Annotated in this window: 14 protein-coding genes and 1 pseudogene; 10 read left to right on the top strand and 5 right to left on the bottom strand. The window is 72.0% G+C overall.

The genetic code is table 11. From position 1 onward, the window contains the following. Positions 1-2: 2 nt before the first annotated feature. The 3 genes from ACWC2T_RS22120 to tnpA all read right to left on the bottom strand — a co-directional run bounded on the left by ACWC2T_RS22120 (position 3) and on the right by tnpA (position 1576). Entirely contained in the window at positions 3-527 is a 525-nt protein-coding gene (locus ACWC2T_RS22120; RefSeq protein WP_450672048.1) for an N-acetyltransferase family protein, read from the bottom strand. Between the two features lie 109 nt (positions 528-636). Next, a complete protein-coding gene (locus tag ACWC2T_RS22115) occupies positions 637-1035 on the bottom strand; it encodes a RidA family protein (RefSeq protein ID WP_351214829.1) in 399 nt (132 codons plus the stop codon). 112 nt (positions 1036-1147) lie between these two features. Then, positions 1148-1576: an IS200/IS605 family transposase gene (tnpA, locus tag ACWC2T_RS22110; protein ID WP_450672047.1), complete on the bottom strand. Its 429-nt coding sequence runs from the start codon at positions 1574-1576 to the stop codon at positions 1148-1150. A 52-nt stretch (positions 1577-1628) separates the two neighbouring features. On the opposite strand from tnpA, the gene ACWC2T_RS22105 reads away from it, so the two are divergent. Beyond that, positions 1629-2828: an RNA-guided endonuclease InsQ/TnpB family protein gene (locus ACWC2T_RS22105; RefSeq protein ID WP_450672046.1), complete on the top strand. Its 1200-nt coding sequence runs from the start codon at positions 1629-1631 to the stop codon at positions 2826-2828. Between the two features lie 122 nt (positions 2829-2950). On the opposite strand, the gene ACWC2T_RS22100 is transcribed toward ACWC2T_RS22105, so the two are convergent. Together ACWC2T_RS22100 and ACWC2T_RS22095 are read right to left on the bottom strand one after the other, a co-directional pair. After that, on the bottom strand, positions 2951-4510 hold the full coding sequence (locus ACWC2T_RS22100) for an alpha/beta hydrolase (RefSeq protein ID WP_450672045.1): 1560 nt from the start codon (positions 4508-4510) through the stop codon (positions 2951-2953). Between the two features lie 116 nt (positions 4511-4626). Further along, complete coding sequence (locus tag ACWC2T_RS22095) at positions 4627-5670, bottom strand: Rv2578c family radical SAM protein (protein ID WP_450672044.1); 1044 nt, start codon at positions 5668-5670, stop codon at positions 4627-4629. 190 nt (positions 5671-5860) lie between these two features. On the opposite strand from ACWC2T_RS22095, the gene ACWC2T_RS22090 reads away from it, so the two are divergent. The 9 genes and pseudogenes from ACWC2T_RS22090 (at position 5861) to ACWC2T_RS22050 (ending at position 19488) form a co-directional block, all read left to right on the top strand. Further along, complete coding sequence (locus ACWC2T_RS22090) at positions 5861-6304, top strand: SRPBCC family protein (protein WP_450672043.1); 444 nt, start codon at positions 5861-5863, stop codon at positions 6302-6304. A 175-nt stretch (positions 6305-6479) separates the two neighbouring features. Next, positions 6480-8867, top strand: a complete 2388-nt coding sequence (locus ACWC2T_RS22085; protein ID WP_450672042.1) for an MFS transporter — start codon at positions 6480-6482, stop codon at positions 8865-8867. A gap of 166 nt (positions 8868-9033) precedes the next feature. After that, positions 9034-11484, top strand: a complete 2451-nt coding sequence (locus tag ACWC2T_RS22080) for a SpoIIE family protein phosphatase (RefSeq protein WP_450672041.1) — start codon at positions 9034-9036, stop codon at positions 11482-11484. A 142-nt stretch (positions 11485-11626) separates the two neighbouring features. Next, positions 11627-12346 (top strand): class I SAM-dependent methyltransferase, encoded by a 720-nt coding sequence (locus ACWC2T_RS22075; RefSeq protein ID WP_450672040.1) that lies wholly within the window; start codon positions 11627-11629, stop codon positions 12344-12346. 186 nt (positions 12347-12532) lie between these two features. Then, the gene (locus tag ACWC2T_RS22070) at positions 12533-13366 is read left to right on the top strand and encodes a M55 family metallopeptidase (RefSeq protein WP_450672039.1); all 834 of its coding nucleotides are present in this window, start codon (positions 12533-12535) and stop codon (positions 13364-13366) included. Further along, complete coding sequence (locus ACWC2T_RS22065) at positions 13359-14663, top strand: M20/M25/M40 family metallo-hydrolase (protein WP_450672038.1); 1305 nt, start codon at positions 13359-13361, stop codon at positions 14661-14663. The genes ACWC2T_RS22070 and ACWC2T_RS22065 overlap by 8 nt, the downstream gene beginning before the upstream one ends. A 3-nt stretch (positions 14664-14666) precedes the next feature. Continuing rightward, a pseudogene (locus ACWC2T_RS22060) lies at positions 14667-16630 on the top strand (dipeptidyl-peptidase 5). After that, on the top strand, positions 16627-17550 hold the full coding sequence (locus ACWC2T_RS22055; protein ID WP_450672037.1) for a S66 peptidase family protein: 924 nt from the start codon (positions 16627-16629) through the stop codon (positions 17548-17550). The pseudogene ACWC2T_RS22060 and the gene ACWC2T_RS22055 overlap by 4 nt, the downstream one beginning before the upstream one ends. 153 nt (positions 17551-17703) lie before the next feature. Beyond that, the gene (locus ACWC2T_RS22050) at positions 17704-19488 is read left to right on the top strand and encodes a CocE/NonD family hydrolase (protein WP_450672112.1); all 1785 of its coding nucleotides are present in this window, start codon (positions 17704-17706) and stop codon (positions 19486-19488) included. Positions 19489-19612: the final 124 nt, after the last annotated feature.

The following is a 19612-nucleotide window of genomic DNA, read 5'->3' as shown; positions in this document are numbered from 1 at the left end:
GGTCAGCCGGTCAGTTCCTTCACATAGCGCACCTCCGGCACGGGCACCCCGTCCACGTCGAAGGGCTCCTCCGCGCCGTCGGGCCGGAATCCGGCGCGCTCGTAGAAGCGACGGGCGGCGGCGTTCTCCTTCAGGACCCACAGGAGGACGCGGGGGTACGAGGAGCACTGCTCGACCGACGCCGACAGCAACGCCCCTCCGCACCCACGGCCGAGGTGCGCCGGATCCACGTAGATCGCGTACAACTCCGCGTCCGCCGTGCGCACTTCACCGTCCCGGTACGGCCCGAACGCCGCCCACCCGAGGACCTCTCCCGCCCGCTCGGCGACCAGGTGGACGACGGAGCCGTCCCCCTGGGCGAACCGGGCCCGGCGCCGCTCGGCGTCCGCGGCGACGCCGAGTCCGTCGAGGTACGCCTGCGGCATCAGTCCCCGATAGGCGTGCTGCCAGCCACGGATGCGGATCTCGGAGACCCGGTCGCAGTCGGCGAGGTCCATCGGGCGGACATACGTCGGCGGTTCGTCCATGGGCGCACCCTAGTGCGGCGCCCGCCGGACCGGGACGTCGCAGGGCACGAGGGCGGTCGTCCGGCCGGATCCCGGAGGACCGCCACCTGACGGTGAAACCCCTGCCCGCCTAGTCGCTCACCACCGCGAGTGCCTCGATCTCCATCAGGAACTCCGGGGCCACCAGGGCGGCCACCTGGACCGCGGAGGACGCCGGGAGGCGGTCGTCGGGTATGTGGGTCGCGCGGGCCGCGCGGATGGCCGGGAGGTGGGCCGTGTCGGTGACGAAGTACGTCAGTTTCACCACGTGTTCGAAGCCGGCGCCGGCCGCGGCCAGGCAGCGCTCCAGGTTCTCGAAGACCTGGCGGGCCTGGGCCGCGGGGTCGCCCTCGCCGACCAGCTTGCCGTTCCCGTCCAAGGGGAGCTGGCCGGAGACGGCGACGAAGCGGCCGGTCGCCGAGACGACGTGGCTGTACTGGGCCGCGGGGGCCACACCGTCGGGGGCGGGGATGCGCGTCGGTTCGGTCATGGCTCCATCCGTTGATCTTGCGTGGGTATCCCCGGCTTCAGCCGGGGAGGGAAACGCATCCTTGACGCGGCGGCGCGAAGCGCCGGAGTTCTCTACGCCTGCGCTCTGGCGGTCAGACAGGCCGCTTCTGTTCCTCGATGTACTGCCGTATTACGGTCAGCGGTGCACCGCCGCAGGAACCTGCGAAGTAGGAGCGGGACCAGAACACGGACCCCATGCCGATCCGGTTGACCCGTCCGGTGTATTCGGCGCGCAGGTAGCGGGAGCTGACGCCTTTGAGGCTGTTGATCAGCTTGGACAGGGCGACCTTGGGTGGGTAGTGCACCAGCAGGTGCACATGGTCGGCCTCGCCGTTGAACTCCCTCAGTTCCACTTCGAACTTGTCGCACACCTCCCGCATGATCTCCTCGCACCGCGTCAGCATGGCGTCATCGAAGACGCCGCGCCGGTACTTCGTGATGAACACCAAGTGGGCATGCAGGTTGTAGGCGACGTGCCGTCCGGTGCGAATATCGGGCTTTGGTTCCCAGCGTGGTGACATACACCAACTGTAGTAGGATCTTGCAAGCGGACCGGGACGGGGGGTGGGCTGGATGATCCGTGCGTACAAATTCCTCATGCGACCCACCATGGGCCAGCAAGGCGCACTCGCCGAGATGCTGCGGGATCACTGCTCCCTGTACAACGGGGCGTTGCAGGAACGCCGGGATGCCTACCGGCACATCTCCAAGACGACAGTCCGGTACGGGCAGCAGTCCGCACAGCTCAAGGACATCCGGGCCTTCGACCCGGAGCGGCAGGGCCGCTGGTCGTTCTCCAGTCAGCAGGCAACGTTGCGCCGACTGGACAAGGCATTCGCCGCGTTCTTCCGCCGTGTCAAGTCCGGGGAGAAGCCGGGCTACCCACGCTTTCGTGGAGTGGGCCGGTTCGACACCGTCGACTTCCCCAAGGACGGCGACGGCTGCCGCTGGGACTCCACCCCGCACGACCCCGTCACCCGCGTGCGCCTGCAAGGCGTCGGTCACGTCAGGGTCCACCAGCACCGGGTCGTCGTCGGCAAGGTCAAGACGATCTCGGTCAAGCGTGAGGGCAAGCGCTGGTATGTCGTCCTGACCGCCGAGCAGGCCAAGCCGGTGCCGCTGGAGTCGACCGGCTCTGTGATCGGCATCGACATGGGCATAGCCAACTTCCTCGCCGACTCCGATGGCGAATTCGTACCCAATCCGCGCCACGGCCAGAAGGCCGCCGCGAAGCTCGAACAAGCACAGCAGGCCCTCAGCCGGTGCAAGCGCGGCAGCAAACGCCGCCACAAGGCCGTGGAGACCGTGGCCCGGCTGCACCGTAAGGTCCGCCGTCAGCGCCTGGACCACGCTCACAAGACCGCGCTCGACCTCGTGCGCGAACACGACTTCATCGCCCACGAAGACCTCAAGATCCGCAACATGAGCAAGTCCCCCGCCCCCAAGCCCGACCCCGACCAGCCAGGCAGCTTCCTGCCCAACGGCGCCGGCGCGAAGGCCGGGCTCAATCGCTCGATCGCTGATGCCGGATGGGGGGTGTTCCTCGCGATCCTCACCGCCAAGGCTGAAAGCGCCGGACGGGAAGTGATGGCCGTGGACCCCCGCAACACCTCCCGGCGGTGCCCTGCATGCGGGCACACCGCCAAGGAGAACCGGCCCACACAGGACAAGTTCCACTGTCAGGCGTGCGGCCACCACGCGCACGCGGACACGGTGGGCGCCCTGAACGTTCTACGGGCCGGGCTGGTCCGTCGCGACGCCGCACCGGCATAGCGAGAAGCCCCCTCGTTCACGAGGGGGAGGAGTCACGGTGGACCGTCCCACTGACAACGCCCCGGACGGCGACGGCGTGACGAGCCCCCGGCGCCCGCAGGAGCCGTCGGCGCCCGCCGGGGCTACCGGCGGAAGCCCAGCAGGCCGTGCAGGGCCGAGCCGCGCGACGACGTCGACGCCGCCTTCGCCGCCAGCGGTTTCGGGTCGGGCGACTTCGCGCAGACCGCGTCGGCGCCACCCGGACCCGCGCCGCGCGGCACCCTGCCGTCCGTCAGATACGCGGCCAGGTACTTGTCCAGGCATGCGTTCCCGCTCAGCGTGATGCCGTGGTTGCCGCCGCCCTCCTCGACCACCAGGCTGGAGCGGGCGAGCAGCCGGTGTACCGCGACCCCGCCGGGGTACGGCGTGGCCGCGTCGTCCGTCGCCTGGAAGAGCAGTGCCGGCGGCAGCCCGGCGTTGGCGATGTTCACCGGTCGGCGCCTGGCGGCGGGCCAGAACGCGCACGGCGCGTTGTACCAGGCGTTGTTCCAGGCCATGAAGGGCGCCTTGCCGTAGACCCGCCAGGTGTCGGCGCGCCAACGGTTCCAGTTGCCGGGCCAGGAGGCGTCGCGGCACTGCACCGCCGTATAGATGCTGTACCCGTTGTCCCCCGAGCCGCCCACGGCACCGAAGTTCTCGTACGCCTCCACCAGCGGCCCGGTCCTGCCCTCGCGCACGTATGCCGCGAACGCCTCGGCGAGGTAGGGCCAGTAACCGTCGTAGTAGCCGCCGGGGATGAAGGTGTCCTCCAACTCGGCGGCGCCCACCTTGCCTTCGGCCGGTTTCTTCGCCAGCGCCGCCCGCATCGCGTACCACTCGGCCTCGATCTCCGCGGGATCCTTGCCGAGGTGGTAGGCGGAGTCGTACCGGGCGATCCAGGCCATCAGCGCGCGATGACGGTCGTTGAAGGCGTATTCCTGGCCGAGGTTGTCCTGGTACCAGACCCCGGTCGGGTCGACGATCGAGTCCAGGACCAGGCGGCGCACCCGCCGCGGATACAGCTTCGCGTAGACCGCGCCGAGGTAGGTGCCGTAGGAGTAGCCGAAGTAGCTGATCCTCGGCGCGCCGAGCGCCCGGCGGACGGCGTCCATGTCCCGCGCGGCGCTGACCGTGTCCAGGTGCGGCAGTACGTCGGCGTACTTGCGGCCGCAGGCGGCGGCGAAGGACTGGGCGCGTGCCAGGTTGGTCCGCTCCAGCGCGGCCGTGGCGGGAACGGTGTCCGGACGCACCGTCCTGAAGTGGCCCGGTGCGCAGTTCAGGGCCGGGCTGCTCCTGCCCACCCCGCGCGGGTCGAAGCCGATGACGTCGTACTGGGCGGCCACCTCACGGGGCAGGGCCGAGGCGACGAAACCGGCGAGGCTCAGTCCGCTGCCGCCGGGCCCTCCGGGGTTGACCAGCAGCGGCCCCTGGGAGGTCTTCGCGGTGTGCGGGACGCGGGAGAGGGCGAGCGTGATCTGCCGGCCCGATGGGTGCGCGTGGTCCAACGGGACCTTCAGTGAGGCGCACTGGAGCGTCGGATAGTCGCCGGTGCCGCACTTCTTCCAGTTGAGGTGTGCCGACGGCGCGGCTCCCGCGGGAACGGCGGTGACCGAGCCCGCCAGCACGGCGGCGGCTGCGCACAGCACGGCTGCGCGTGTTCTCATGCGTTCTCCCGGGACGGAGGTGTCGACGGACCGCGAGGGTCACATCTTTCGCCGGATCGTCCCGGAATCGGCGCTCTGAAGACCGCGTTATAGGCATAGTTGACCCGTTTGGGTTCTCACAGGAGTGTGAGCTGGGTCGGTGCGGCCGCGGCCGGGCGCTCGGCCGGCTCGGCCGGGCGGATCCGGCGGGCCAGGCCCGGGCGGGTGGGCCCGATGCCGTACTCCTGTGCCAGCTCGTGCACCTGACGGGTGATCCGGCGCTGGTACCACTTGGGCGCGTAGGCGCCCTCCGCGTACAGCCGTTCGTAGCGCCGCACCAGGTGCGGATGGTGCTGTGCGAGCCAGGCCATGAACCACTCCCGCGCGCCGGGCCGCAGATGCAGCACCAGGGGGGTGACAGAGGTGGCCCCGGCCGCCGCGATCGCCCGTACCGTGGCCCGCAGCCGCTCCGGATGGTCGCTCAGGAACGGGATGACCGGCGCCATCAGCACCCCGCAGCCGATGCCGTGCTCGCCCAGGGCGCGCACCACTTCCAGGCGGCGTTCCGGCGCGGGCGTGCCCGGCTCCACCGTGCGCCACAGCTCGGGGTCGAGGAAGCCGACGGAGACGGAGATGCCGATGTCCGTCACCTCGGCCGCCCGGACCAGCAGGTCCAGGTCGCGCAGGATCAGGGTGCCCTTGGTGAGGATCGAGAACGGGTTGGCGTGCTCGGTGAGGGCGGAGATGATGCCCGGCATCAGGCGGTAGCGGCCCTCCGCGCGCTGGTAGCAGTCGACGTTCGTGCCCATCGCCACGTGGTCTCCCTGCCAGCGGCGGGAGGCGAGCTGGCGGCGCAGCACCTCGGGGGCGTTGACCTTGACCACGATCTGGGTGTCGAAGCCGATGCCGGTGTCGAGGTCCAGATAACTGTGCGTCTTCCTGGCGAAACAGTAGACGCACGCGTGCGTGCAGCCCCGGTAGGGGTTGACGGTCCACTCGAACGGCATGCGCGAGGCGCCCGGCACCCGGTTGAGCACCGAGCGCGCCCGGACCTCGTGGAAGGTGATCCCGCGGAACTCGGGCGTGTCGAACGTGCGGGTCGTCACCGCGTCGGCGCCGAACAGCGCCGCCTCCGCGGCCCGGCCGTGTTCGCTCTCGCCCGTGAGGTTCTCCCAGCGCATGACGCCTCCTCGGTAGCACTGCAGCACACAATAGAACATGTGTTCCCATGATCGTGTGAGCCCTGGTGAGGAAGCTCGGCGACGACCCCGGATTTGGCGGCCGGGCACCGGGGTGGTTGGCTTTCCCCAACCCCGAGAAACCCCCGAGAACCCCGAGAAACCCCGAGAAACACTGTCCTGGAGGAACGCAATGGCGCAGGTCGAGGCCACTACGGAGCGGGTCGTCGCGGCGGACGCGGAGAAGGTGTTCGACGCCCTCGCCGACTACCGCGGCACGCGGCAGAAGCTGCTGCCCGAGCACTTCAGCGAGTACGAGGTCCGCGAGGGCGGCGACGGCGAGGGCACCCTCGTGCACTGGAAGCTCCAGGCCACCAGCAAGCGGGTGCGCGACTGCCTCCTGGAGGTCAGCGAGCCCACCGACGGCGAGCTGGTCGAGAAGGACCGCAACTCCTCCATGGTCACCACCTGGCGCGTCACCCCCGCCGGCGAGGGCAAGTCCCGGGTCGTCGTCACCACCACCTGGAAGGGCGCCGGCGGCATCGGCGGCTTCTTCGAGAAGACCTTCGCGCCCAAGGGCCTCGGCCGGATCTATGACGCCGTGCTCGCCAAGCTCGCCGCCGAGGTCGAGAAGTAGGGCCAAACCCCGCACGGTGAAGGGGTGTTGGCCCTCCGGTAGCCCGGCGGCTCGCCCCCTTCACCGGTTCGAGTGGATATCCATCCCGTCCGGAACGATGCCGTAACTCACCGCAGTTGTTCACAGTTGACGCTTAACGCGGGAAATGTGACAGGTGCGACGAGGGGAGCGGTACGTGGGCGGGACGACTCTGATGCGGGACGAGCCGCTCACGGCGCCCCCCGGGGCCCCCGCGGCCCCACCCGCCGAGAGCGCCGGACCCGGCGCGCGCCGCGTGCGGCTGGTGTTCTTCGGGCTGATGCTCGCCCTGCTCCTCGCGGCGCTCGACCAGATGATCGTCGCGACCGCGCTGCCCAAGATCGTCGGTGAACTGCACGGCCTGGACCGGATGTCCTGGGCGATCACCGCCTATCTGCTCACCTCCACCATCGGCCTGCCGCTCTACGGCAAGCTCGGCGACCTCGTCGGCCGCAAGGGCGTCTTCCAGTTCGCCATCGCCGTCTTCGTCCTCGGCTCCGCACTCGCCGGCCGGGCGCAGACCATGGACCAGCTGATCGCCTTCCGCGCGATCCAGGGCGTGGGCGCGGGCGGGCTCATGATCGGCGTGCAGGCGATCATCGCCGACATCGTGCCGCCCCGGCAGCGCGGCCGCTACATGGGCCTGATCGGCGCCGCCTTCGGCCTCGCCTCCGTCGCCGGGCCGCTGCTCGGCGGGTACTTCACAGACCATCTCTCCTGGCGCTGGTGCTTCTACGTCAACGTCCCCTTCGGCCTGGTCACCCTCGCCGTCGTCACCGTCGTGCTGAAGCTGCCCAAGCCGGCCGGCCGCGGGCGCTTCGACGTCCTCGGCGCGCTGCTGCTCGCCGCCGCCTCCACCTGCCTGGTCCTGCTGACCAGTTGGGGCGGCACCGAGTACGCCTGGGGCTCACGGCAGATCCTCGGACTCGGCGCCGGCGCGCTCGCCGCCGTCGTCCTCTTCCTCGTCGCCGAGCGTTTCGCCGCCGAACCCCTCATCCCGCTCAGGCTGTTCCGCGACTCCGTCTTCGACGTCAGCGCCCTGGTGGGTCTCGTGATCGGCGTCGCCCTGTTCGGCGCCGCCAGCTATCTGCCGACCTTCCTGCAGATGGTCGACGGGGCCAGCGCCACCGGGTCCGGGCTGCTGATGCTGCCCATGATGGCCGGGATCGTCGGCGCCTCGATCATCGGCGGGCAGCTCATCAGCCACACCGGCCGCTACAAGATCTTCCCCGTGCTCGGCGGCGCCGTCTCCGCCGTCGGCATGTGGCTGCTGTCCCGGCTCGAAGTGGACACCCCCCGGCTGCACTACAGCATCTGGATGGCCGTCCTCGGCGCCGGCATCGGCCTGGTGATGCCCGTGCTCGTCCTCGCCGTGCAGAACTCCGTACGGCCCGCCGACCTCGGCACCGCCACCAGCGCCAACAACTACTTCCGGCAGATCGGCGGCAGCGTCGGCGCCGCGGTCTTCGGCACCCTCTTCGCCAACCGGCTGACCTCCTCGCTGCACAGGGAGCTGCCCCCGCACGCGGGCGCGGCGCTGCCCGACCCCGAGTCCCTCACCCCGCAGCTCGTGCACGCGCTGCCCCCGGCCCTGCGCGACGCCTACATCCGCGCCTACGCCGACGCGATGCCCCGGATCTTCCTCTATCTCGTCCCGGTGCTCGTCCTCGGCCTGCTCATCGCCTTCTTCCTCAAGGAGAAACCTCTGGTGTCCCACCACACCGCCGAAACAGAGCCCGATACCGTGAACACCCCGATCCCGCAGGCCCGTTCGCCGCATGCCGCGGCCGGCATCCCCGTCTGCGGCACGGTCCAGCACCCCGACGGCACCGTGGTGCCCCGCGCGGCGCTCACCCTCATCGACGTCGCCGGGCAGCAGATCGGGCGCGGTGCGAGCGGCGAGGACGGACGCTACGCGCTCAGCACGCCGGGCTCGGGGTCGTACGTGCTGATCGCCGCCGCCGGCGGTCATCAGCCGCAGGCCGTCACCGTCACCGTCGGCGAGCGGCCCGTCGAACTCGACGTGGTCCTCGGCGGCGCCGGACGCCTCGCCGGCAGCGTGCTCACCGCCGACGGCAGCCCCGTGCGCGACGCCACCGTCACCCTCACCAACGTGCACGGCGAGGTCGTCGCCGCCACCCGCAGCGGCCGCGAGGGCGGCTACGTCATCACCGAACTGGTCGCCGGCGAGTACACCCTCGCCGCCAGCGCCCCCGCCTTCCGCCCGGCCGCGCTCCCGGTCACCGTGCAGGCCGCCCGGGAGACCCGGCAGGACGTCGAGCTCGCGGGCGGCGCCGTGCTGCGGGGCACGGTCCGGGCGAGCGGCGGACGGCCCGTGGAGGACGCGCGCGTGACGCTCCTGGACGCCGCCGGCAACGTCGTCGACACCCTCACCACCTCGGCGGACGGAACGTTCCGGTTCGTCGACCTCTCCTCCGGCGAGTACACCGTCATCGCCGCCGGATACCCGCCGGTCGCCACCGTGCTGCAGGTCGCGGGCGGCGGCCGCACCGAACGCGACCTGCAGCTCGGCCACGAGGACTGAGCGGGCGTCAGGGCCTGGGCGCACGCGGGGCGCTGAGCTGCGCGCCGGTGCGATCCGGTGGAGCCAATTCCAGGATTGCCACACATCGCGACCGGCCGTCGCCGTACCGTAGTGACGGGCGGCACAGATCGTTTGCGTACAGCCGTGGGGAGAGAGGGCCGGGGCCATGGACCGTGGCAGCGAGCGGGACACACCTCCCGGGCGCGGCGTCGACGGTACGGCGGGTCGGATTCCGCTGGCCGTGGTCGTCGTCGACCGCGACGGCCTGGTGTCCCACTGGAGCAGCGGCGCGCGCCGTTTGTTCGGCGTCGGCCGGGAGGACGCCGTGGGGCGTGCCGCGGCCGACCTGCTGCCCGTCTCCGGCGCCCTCTCCGAGGATCTGCAGGGCGGCGCGATGCCGGACGCCTACGAGGAGTACGACGGACTCGGCCCCGACCTGGAGGCCTCCCTCGGCGGGCACACCGCCTACGCCACCGCCGGCCGCGCCCGCCTGATCCCGCACGGCCGGCAGCCCGACGGCGAGCGGCTCGACGTGCTGTGGTGGGCCTATCCGCTGGTCGGCCCCGGACCGTCCCGGCTGCTGGTGCTCGCCGCCGACGCCGGCCGGCTGCGCGAGGAACGCGGCTACGACGACGAGACCGCCGAACGCATCTCGCCCGGCTTCGCCCGCCACACCGAGCTGCCCGCCTCCGACGAACTCGAACGCCGGCTGCCCGAGATCCTGCCCAACATGGGTCCGGGGCTGAGCGGCCGTATCGTCTCCCAGGTGCTGGAACTGGGCTATCCGGTCCTGGAGTTCAGCCAGTCCGACCGGGTGCCCGTCACTCCGTACTGGGGCGTGCCCCGCCGCCCGGGACGCACCCGCGCCGAGGCCGTCGTCCCCCAGCAGCGGGTGGCCCCGGTCGTCGTCCCGGCCGGAGCCGAGCAGGATCTCGAGTACGCCGCCGTGCGCGAGCGGCTGGAGTTCCTGAACGAGGTCAGCTCCCGCATCGGCTCCTCCCTCGACCTCGGCGAGACCATCCGGGAGGTCACCAGCGCCGCCGTACCCCGGTTCGCCGACTTCGCCGGCACCCACCTGCGCGCGGCCGTCCTGGCCGGTGAGGGCTTCCCGGACGGCCCGCCGGACGCGCAGACCGTGATGTTCCGCGTGTGGGTCGAGCACAACGACGAACCGGGCCGCTGGGACGACACCGTGCCGGTCGGCGAGGCCTTCGCCTTCCCCGAGCACACCCCGTTCTACAAGTGCATGGTCACGGGCGAACCGGTGCTCATCCCACGGGTCACCGAGGAGCTGTCCAACCGCATCTCCGGCGAGTTCGAGAAGCGTGACCTCAGGCCGCTCATCGGCGGCCGCTCCCTGCTGATCGTCCCGCTCAAGGCGCGCAACGTCGTCCTCGGCTTCATGGTGCTGATGCGCCGCCCCGACCGCCCGGGGTTCGACGACATGGACCGCACCACCGGCGCCGAACTCGCCGCCCGCGCGGGCCTCGTGCTCGACAACGCCCGCATGTACACCTACCAGGAGAACGTCGCCGACACCCTGCAGGACAGCATGCTCCCGCAGGTCACGCCGCGGATGGCCGGCTGTGACATCGCCACCCGCTATCTGCCGGGCACCCGGCTCGGGCGGATCGGCGGCGACTGGTTCGACACCATCAAACTGCCCGGCTCGCGCACCGCCCTCGTGGTCGGCGACGTCATGGGCCACGGTCTCAACTCGGCCGCGATGATGGGCCAGTTGCGCACCGCCGTGCAGACCATGGCCACCATGGAGACCCCGCCCGCCCAGCTCCTGCGCAACCTCGACGACCTGGCCCGCCGGCTCGGCGACAACTACCTCGCCACCTGTCTGTACGCGGTCTACGACCCGATCCGCGGCGAGTTGCACCTGGCCAACGCCGGACACATCCCGCCCGTGCTGGTCCGCGCCGAGGACGGCAGCAGTGAACTCCTCGACCTGCCCACCGGCGCCCCCATAGGCGTCGGCGGCGTGGCGTTCGAGGCGACCCGGGTCAAGGTCTCGCCCGGCGACCGGCTGGTGCTGTGCACCGACGGCCTGGTCGAGGTGCGCGGCTGCGACATCGGCGAGGGCCTCGCCGCGCTCTGCGAATCCGCCGCCCACCCCGCCGCCTCCATGGACGACGCCTGCGACACCATCATCCGCGCCCTGAACACGCGCGGTGGCCGCAAGGACGACGTCGCCCTGCTCATGGCCCGCCTCAACGGCATCCCCGGCGACCACGTCGCCGAATGGCGCCTCGACGCCGACCCGCGCGAGGTCGCCCGGGCCCGCCGCCTGGTCCGCGAACGGCTCCTCGAGTGGGGTCTGCCGCAGGCTGTGGAGATCGCGGAGCTGCTGGTCAGCGAGGTCGTCACCAACGCCGTACGGCATGCCGTGAGGGAGCCGGTCGGGCTGCGCGTGGTCCGTACCGACGCGCTGCTGTTCGAGGTCACGGACGACGAACCGGGGCTGCCCGAGATGCTCGGCGCCGATCCCTGCGACGAGTCGGGTCGCGGCCTGCGGGTGGTCAGCCGACTGGCCCGGGAGTGGGGTGCCAGCGCCACCGGACACCGCAAGACCGTCTGGTTCGAACAGGCTCTCGCCGGACGAGGATGACCAGGGGGCGCGCGGACCTCCGGCGCGCGCCCCCGAAGGTTGTCCGGAGTTCGTACATCCGGTGAAGGTGCCTTCAGCCCCTTGCCCCGCTCCGGGCCCTCGCGATATCCCGATCACGGAACCGAACCGTGGGGAGATGCGCATGAACGTCTCGGACAAATACCGCAGCAACTGGGAGAGTTACTGGAGAGAGACCTCCGGCGAGGCGGGCGAGGCGATCTGGGACTGCGATCCCGCCCTGTCCGCCGAGCCGCACACCGCCCTCCTACTGCCCCACGCGGACCCGGCCCGCACCATCGTCGACCTCGGCTGCGGCAACGGCACCCAGACCCGCTACCTCGCCACCCGGTTCGCCCGCGCCGTCGGCGTCGACCTCTCGCACGCCGCCGTCGAGCACGCCCGCCGGGCCACCCGGGACGACACCGTGGAGTTCCAGCAGCTCGACCTCACCGACACAGCCGCCGTACGCGCCCTGCACGAGCGCCTCGGCGACGTCAACGTCTATATGCGGGCCGTCATCCACCAGAGCGAACCCGAGGCACGGCCCGCGGTCGCCGCCGCCGTCGCCGAGCTCATCGGCAGCGAGGGCCGCGCGTTCGTCGTCGAACTCACCTCGGGCTCCCGCGACGTGCTCAGGCGCGCCGCAACCCAGGCGGGCGGCCCGGGGCCCAAGCTGCAGCGCGTCTTCCATCACGGGCTCAAGCCGGCCGACGCCGACGACCCGGAGATCCCGCGCCTGCTCGGCGAGGCCGGTCTGAAGGTCCTCGCCGAGGGCGAGACGTTCCTGCCGCAGACCGAGGACCTGGCCGACGGCACCCGCATCGACCTGCCGGCCCGCTGGTTCGTCCTCGTCGGCGCATAACGGCCCCGGACGCCGGGCCGGACGGCCCACGACCGGGGAAACGCACGGGCCCCGCCGCTCCTTGGGCAAGTGGCGGGGCCCGGTCTGCTTCTGAAGGGTTCGAAGGGTTCACCCGGAGCCGCAGGGACCACGACCCGCCAGCGCGGCCCGTGGCCCGGTCCCCGCTCGGCGCGTAACGTGCGCAGTATGAAGATCCTCATCAGTGCCGACATGGAGGGCGCCACGGGCGTCACCTGGCCGGGCGATGTGCTGCCGGGGACGCCGCAGTGGGAGCGGTGCCGGTCGATGTTCACCTCGGACGTGAACGCCGCGGTGGAGGGCTTCTTCGACGGCGGCGCCGACCAGGTGGTCGTCAACGAGGCCCACTGGAGCATGCGCAACCTGCTGCTGGAGCGGCTCGACGAGCGGACCGAGATGCTGACCGGGCGGCACAAGACGCTGTCCATGGTGGAGGGCGTGCAGCACGGCGACGTCGACGGCATCGCGTTCGTCGGCTACCACGCGGGCGCCGGCATGGAGGGCGTCCTCGCCCACACCTACCTCGCCAACCAGATCACCGGGGTGTGGCTGAACGACGTCCGCGCCAGCGAGGGACTGCTCAACGCGCACGTCGTCGCCGAGTACGGCGTCCCCGTCGTCCTCGTCACCGGGGACGACGTGGCCTGCGAGGACGCACTCGGCTACGCGCCTGAGGCGCTGAAGGTCGCCGTCAAGGACCATGTGTCGCGGTATGCCGCGGTGTGCCGGACCCCGGCGCGCACGGCGGCCGACATCCGTGCCGCCGCCAAGGGGGCCGCCCGGCTGGCGGTGCGGCACGAGCCCGTCGAGGCGGGCCCGTTCACACTCGCCGTGGAGTTCGACGCCGAGCACCTGGCGATGGCCGCGACCGTCGTGCCCGGGGTCGCGCGGATCGGGGAGCGGAAGGTGGCGTACACCAGCGCCACGATGTACGAGGGGATCCGGACGTTCAAGGCGGTCACGACGATCGTCTCCGCCGCGGTGGAGGAGCAGTATGGCTGACCGGCAGGCGCTCGATGAAGTGGTGGAGTTCACCTCCGGGCTCATCCGCATCGACACCACCAACCGGGGCGGCGGGGACTGCCGGGAGCGGCCCGCCGCGGAGTACGCGGCCGAGCGGCTGGCCGGGGCCGGACTGGAACCGGTGCTGCTGGAGCGGACGCCGGGGCGCACCAACGTCGTCGCGCGGATCGAGGGCACCGACCCGTCCGCCGACGCGCTGCTGGTGCACGGTCACCTCGACGTGGTGCCGGCGCAGGCCGCCGACTGGAGCGTGCACCCGTTCTCGGGCGAGATCCGGGACGGGGTGGTGTGGGGGCGGGGCGCCGTCGACATGAAGAACATGGACGCGATGATCCTCGCGGTCGTCCGCTCCTGGGCCCGGCAGGGCGTACGGCCCCGCCGGGACCTCGTCATCGCGTTCACCGCCGACGAGGAGGCCAGCGCCGAGGACGGCTCCGGGTTCCTCGCCGACCGGCATCCGGAGCTGTTCGAGGGCTGCACCGAGGGCATCAGCGAGTCCGGCGCCTTCACCTTCCACGACGGCGCCGGCCGGCAGTTCTACCCCATCGCGGCGGGGGAGCGGGGCACCGGCTGGCTGAAGCTCACCGCGCGCGGCCGGGCCGGGCACGGCTCCAAGGTGAACAGGGAGAACGCGGTGACCCGGCTCGCCGCCGCCGTCGCCCGCATCGGCGAGCACGAGTGGCGCCCGAGGCTCACCCCGACCGTACGGGCCGCGCTCACCGAACTGGCCGGTGTGTACGGCATCGAGCCCGACTTCACGGACGTGGACCGGCTGCTGGAGAAGCTCGGCCCCGCGGCCGCGCTGGTCGAGGCGACCGTCCGCAACAGCGCCAACCCGACCATGCTGGACGCCGGTTACAAGCTGAACGTGATTCCCGGCGAGGCGGTCGCCTACGTGGACGGGCGCTGTCTGGCGGGCGCCGAGGAGGAGTTCACCGCCACCCTCGACATGCTGACCGGCCCGGACGTGGACTGGGAGTTCGCGCACCGGGAGGTGGCCCTCCAGGCGCCCGTGGACTCGCCGACGTACGCGAAGATGCGGGCCGCCGTCGAGGCGTTCGCCCCGGACGGGCACGTGGTGCCGTACTGCATGTCCGGCGGCACGGACGCCAAGCAGTTCTCCCGGCTCGGCATCACCGGATATGGTTTCACCCCGCTGAAGCTGCCCGAGGGCCTGGACTACCAGGCACTGTTCCACGGTGTGGACGAGCGCGTGCCGGTCGAGGCGCTGCACTTCGGCGTCCGGGTGCTGGACCGCTTCCTGCGGACGGCCTAGGGGATGGGGGACAGGGTGCTCAAGACACCGTACGGGTCCTGGCCGTCGCCCATCCACGCGGCCCTGGCCGCCGCGCACGACGGCCGTCCGGAGTGGACGGGCTTCGTCGGCGACGAGACCTGGTGGACCGAACCCCGGCCTGCCGAGGGCGGCCGCCGAGCCCTGGTACGACGACGGACCGACGGCAGCGAGGAGTCGGTGCTGCCCGCACCCTGGAACGTGCGCAGCCGGGTCATCGAATACGGTGGCCGGCCCTGGGCCGGGGTGCTCCTGGACGGTCAACCCCTGGTCGTCTTCGTGTACTTCACCGACCAGCGGCTCTACCGGTACGAACCCGGCGGCGAGCCGCGCCCGCTGACCCCGGTGTCCGCCGTGGGCGGCGGGCTGCGCTGGGCCGAACCGCGCGTGGACCCGGAGCGCGGCGAAGTGTGGTGCGTGCTGGAGGAGTTCACCGGCGACGGACCCGGTGACGTGCGGCGCGTGCTCGCCGCCGTACCGCTGGACGGCTCGGCCGCCGAGGACCGCGGCGCCGTCCGGGAACTCACCGACGGCCGGCACCGGTTCGTCACCGGGGCGCGCCTCGCCCCCGACGGCCGGCGCGCGGCCTGGCTCGCCTGGGACCATCCCCGCATGCCGTGGGACGGCACGGAACTGCTCGTCGCCGATGTCGGCGACGACGGCACGCTGCGGGACGTGCATACAGTCGCCGGTGGACCGGACGAGGCCGTCGCGCAGGTCGAGTGGTCCGCGGACGGCAGCATTCTGTATACGAGCGACCGCAGTGGCTGGTGGAACCTCTACCGCGACGGCACCCCGCTGTGCCCGCGCGACGAGGAGTTCGGCGGGCCCCTGTGGCAGCTCGGGCTGCGCTGGTTCGCGCCGCTCGACAACGGGCTGATCGCGGTCGTCCACGGTCGAGGGCCGGGCGTGCTCGGGATACTGGATCCGGTATCCGGGGAGATCGTCGACGCCGCCGGGCCGTGGACCGAGTACGGCGCCACCCTCGCCGCCCACGGCACGCGGGTGGTCGCGGTCGGCGCCGGCCCGCGCACCGCGTACGAAGTGGTCGAGCTGGACACCGCCACGGGGCGGGCCCGCGCGATCGGCGCCGGGCACCGGGACGCCGTCGACCCGGCGTACTACCCCGAACCGCGGACCCGGGTCTTCACCGGACCGGACGGCCGCGAGGTGCACGCCCACGTCTACCCGCCCCACCATCCCGAACACACCGCCCCGACGGCGAGTTGCCGCCCTACGTCATCTGGGTGCACGGCGGCCCCACCGGCCGGGCGCCGCTCGTGCTGGACCTGGAGATCGCCTACTTCACCTCGCGCGGCATCGGCGTCGCGGAGGTGAACTACGGCGGCTCGACCGGGTACGGCCGGGCCTACCGCGAGCGGCTGCGCGGGCAGTGGGGCGTGGTCGACGTCGAGGACTGCGCGGCCGTCGCCCGGGCCCTCGCCGACGAGGGCACCGCCGACCCCGCCCGGCTCGCGATCCGGGGCGGCAGTGCCGGAGGCTGGACCGCCGCCGCCTCCCTGACCACGACCGACGTCTACGCCTGCGGCACCATCCGCTACCCCGTCCTGGACCTGGCCACCTGGGGACCGGAGGACACCCACGACTTCGAGTCCCGCTACCTGGAGTCGCTGATCGGCCCGCACGCCGAGGTGCCGGCCCGGTACACCGAGCGCTCGCCGAGCACCCACGCTGACCGGGTGACCGCGCCGTTCCTGCTCCTCCAGGGCCTGGACGACGTGATCTGCCCGCCCGCCCAGTGCGAACGCTTCCTCGCCCGGATCGCGGGCCGGGACGTGCCGCACGCCTACCTCACCTTCGAAGGAGAGGGGCACGGGTTCCGGCGGGCGGAGACCCTGGTGCGCGCCCTGCAGGCGGAACTCTCCCTGTACGCCCAGGTGTTCAAGCTGGACGTGCCCGATGTGCCGAGGCTGGAGCTGCACACATGAAGGAACTGACGCGCCCGGAGCGGCTGGCGCCGGGCGCCCGGGTGGCCGTCGTCGCCCCCAGCGGGCCGGTGCCGGAGGAACGGCTCCAGGCGGGGCTCGACGTGCTGCGCGGGTGGGACCTGGATCCGGTCGTGGCCCCGCATGTGCTGGACCGGCACGGGGAGTTCGACTATCTGGCCGGCCGGGACGCCGACCGCGCCGCCGACTTCCAGAACGCCTGGTGCGATCCGTCCGTGGCGGCGGTGCTGTGCGCCCGCGGGGGCTACGGGGCGCAGCGCATGATCGACCTGCTGGACTGGGACGCCCTGCGGGCGGCGGGGCCGAAGGTCTTCGTGGGGTTCAGCGACATCACCGTCCTGCACGAGGCCTTCGCCACCCGTCTCGGGCTCGCCACGCTCCACGGGCCGGTGGCGGCCGGCGTCGACTTCATCAAGAACGCCCGGGCACAGGAACACCTTCGGGACACGCTGTTCGCCCCGGAAAGGGTCCGGACCATCGTCTCCGGCGGCCGGGCCATGGTGCCCGGCCGGGCCCGAGGGGTCACCCTCGGTGGCTGTCTGAGCCTGCTCGCCGCGGAGCTCGGCACCCCGCACGCCCGTACCTCGGCGGCAGGCGGGCTGCTGTGCCTGGAGGATGTGGGCGAGAAGACCTACCGGCTGGACCGGTACCTCACCCAACTCCTGCGCGGGGGATGGCTGGAGGGGGTGCGCGGGGTGCTGCTCGGCTCGTGGGCGCGCTGCCCGGACTACGCCGAGGTGGGGCCCCTGCTCGCCGACCGCCTCGGCGGCCTCGGGGTGCCCGTGGCGGAGGAGTTCGGCTTCGGGCACTGCGCGGGCGCGCTGACCATACCCTTCGGCGTGTCGGCGGAACTCGACGCGGAAACGGGCACGTTGACGCTGGACCAGCCCGCGCTGCGCTGACCACCTCTACTGAATCCTCGTCAATAAACCACACGCGCAGGGGATTGACCCCTGCCTGACACGTGTCACAGCATTCTCTTCGGCCAGACCTACTGGTCGGTACTCGCGTGCCTCAGTGTGGAGGTCCCCGTGCTCCGACGTGCGCCCCGGCGCCTGTCCCGACGTGTGTCCCGTTCCCGTACCGCCCTCGCCGCCCTCCTCGGCGCGGCGCTCACCGCGCCCCTCACGCTCACCGCAGGCCCGGCCCACGCGGGCGGCCGGTACACCGTCACCCCGCTGACGTTCACCGTTCGGGCCGGCGACCGCAGGTGTGCCGTCGACGCCGACCTGTACCGGCCGGCCGGAGTGGACCACGCCCACCCCGCGCCCGCCGTGCTCACCACCAACGGCTTCGGCGGCAGCAAGTCCGACGGCTCCACCGACGCCGTCGGCAAGGCCTTCGCCGAGCGCGGTTACGTCTCCCTCGTCTACTCCGGCCTCGGCTTCGGCCACAGCGGCTGCCTGATCTCCCTCGACGCCCCCGGCATCGACGCCCGGGCCGCCTCCCGGCTGGTTGACTTCCTCGGCGGAACACGCCCCGCCGACGACGGCACCCGCGCCGACTTCGTCACCCTCGACGCCCCCGGCGACCCGCGCGTCGGCATGATCGGCGGCTCCTACGGCGGCGCCATCCAGCTCGCCACCGCTTCCGTCGACCACCGGGTCGACGCCCTAGTCCCGCTCATCACCTGGAACGACCTCGCCTACTCCCTGGACCCGAACAACGCCGTCGGCGCCCGCGACGTGCCCGGGGCCTTCAAGTGGCAGTGGACCAACGGCTTCTACCTGGTCGGCGAGAGCCAGCCGCTGACCACCCCGAGCCTCGACCCGTCGCGGATCAACTCGCTGGCCTGTCTGCACTTCGTCCGCGACGCCTGCGACACCGTGCACACCCTCGATTCCGGCAGCTACCCGGCCGGCCGCACCGCCCGGATGCTCGCCTACGCCCGCAGCGTCTCCCCGGCGAGCTACCTCTCCCGCGTCCAGGCACCCACCCTGCTCGTCCAGGGCCAGGCCGACACGCTGTTCAACCTCAACGAGGCGACGGCCAGTTACCGCACGCTCCGGGCCCAGGGCACCCCGGCCGCGCTGATCTGGCAGTCCTGGGGCCACAGCGGCGGCCTCACCGACCCCGCCGCCGGTGAACTCAACCTCACCCAGGGCAACCTGGAGACCAGCTACGTCGGCCGGCGCATCCTCGCCTGGTTCCACCGCTATCTGAACAAGGACAGGAGCACACTCACGGGCCCCGCCTTCGCCTACTACCGGGACTGGATCACCGATCCCGGCCGCACCTACGCCACCGCCGACCGGGTGCCCGCCGTCAGCCGAACCCTCTACCTCTCCGGGGACGGCAGACTCGTCGACAACCGTGGGAAGGTCGTGCGCGGCAGCCGCGGCTACACTAACTGGCTGGTTCCGACGAGCCATTCGGAAAGCTCCCTGGCCGGTGCCATCGGCGTGCCCGACCCGGCGCCGTACGACACCAGGGGCACCTACCTCGCGTGGACCGGCGCGCCCCTCACCGGGAACCTCGACGTCGTCGGCGCCCCGCAGGTCACCCTCAGGGTCGTCTCCCCGAAGGCCGAGCGCACCCAGAACTCCGGCGACGCCGCCGACAGACTGGTGCTGTTCGCCAAGCTGTACGACGTCGCACCCGACGGCACCCAGACGCTCGTCCACCGGCTGGTCGCACCGGTCCGGGTGCCGGACGTGACCAGGAGCTTCACCGTGACCCTGCCGGGCATCGTGCACCGGTACGCACCCGGGCACCGGCTGCGGTTCGTGATCGCGGCGAGCGACGACGCCTACTTCGGCAACCGGGGGATCAAGCCGGTGACCGTGGTCAGCGCGCGCGGGGACACCGGGGTGCTGCGGCTCCCGGTCGTCGGCGGCTGAGGTCCGGCGCGGAATCCAGGAGCCGCGGCAGGGGAGGCTTGAGGAGCCGGCCTTGTGCGGGTTTCTGGAGTCGGGCCGGGTGCGCGGGTTTCTGGTGCCGGGGCGGGTCCGGGCTTCTGGAGTC

It is taken from the genome of Streptomyces sp. NPDC001393, assembly GCF_053597455.1.
Note: the sequence above shows the minus strand (reverse complement) of the source record. Positions and strands in the feature narration are given on the sequence as shown.

What these genes read in the sequence shown, in the direction of transcription:
- ACWC2T_RS22120 (WP_450672048.1), bottom strand. Translation starts at nt 527, where the DNA reads ATGGACGAACCGCCGACGTATGTCCGCCCGATGGACCTCGCCGACTGC.
- ACWC2T_RS22115 (WP_351214829.1), bottom strand. Translation starts at nt 1,035, where the DNA reads ATGACCGAACCGACGCGCATCCCCGCCCCCGACGGTGTGGCCCCCGCG.
- tnpA (WP_450672047.1), bottom strand. Translation starts at nt 1,576, where the DNA reads ATGTCACCACGCTGGGAACCAAAGCCCGATATTCGCACCGGACGGCAC.
- ACWC2T_RS22105 (WP_450672046.1), top strand. Translation starts at nt 1,629, where the DNA reads ATGATCCGTGCGTACAAATTCCTCATGCGACCCACCATGGGCCAGCAA.
- ACWC2T_RS22100 (WP_450672045.1), bottom strand. Translation starts at nt 4,510, where the DNA reads ATGAGAACACGCGCAGCCGTGCTGTGCGCAGCCGCCGCCGTGCTGGCG.
- ACWC2T_RS22095 (WP_450672044.1), bottom strand. Translation starts at nt 5,670, where the DNA reads ATGCGCTGGGAGAACCTCACGGGCGAGAGCGAACACGGCCGGGCCGCG.
- ACWC2T_RS22090 (WP_450672043.1), top strand. Translation starts at nt 5,861, where the DNA reads ATGGCGCAGGTCGAGGCCACTACGGAGCGGGTCGTCGCGGCGGACGCG.
- ACWC2T_RS22080 (WP_450672041.1), top strand. Translation starts at nt 9,034, where the DNA reads ATGGACCGTGGCAGCGAGCGGGACACACCTCCCGGGCGCGGCGTCGAC.
- ACWC2T_RS22075 (WP_450672040.1), top strand. Translation starts at nt 11,627, where the DNA reads ATGAACGTCTCGGACAAATACCGCAGCAACTGGGAGAGTTACTGGAGA.
- ACWC2T_RS22070 (WP_450672039.1), top strand. Translation starts at nt 12,533, where the DNA reads ATGAAGATCCTCATCAGTGCCGACATGGAGGGCGCCACGGGCGTCACC.
- ACWC2T_RS22065 (WP_450672038.1), top strand. Translation starts at nt 13,359, where the DNA reads ATGGCTGACCGGCAGGCGCTCGATGAAGTGGTGGAGTTCACCTCCGGG.
- ACWC2T_RS22055 (WP_450672037.1), top strand. Translation starts at nt 16,627, where the DNA reads ATGAAGGAACTGACGCGCCCGGAGCGGCTGGCGCCGGGCGCCCGGGTG.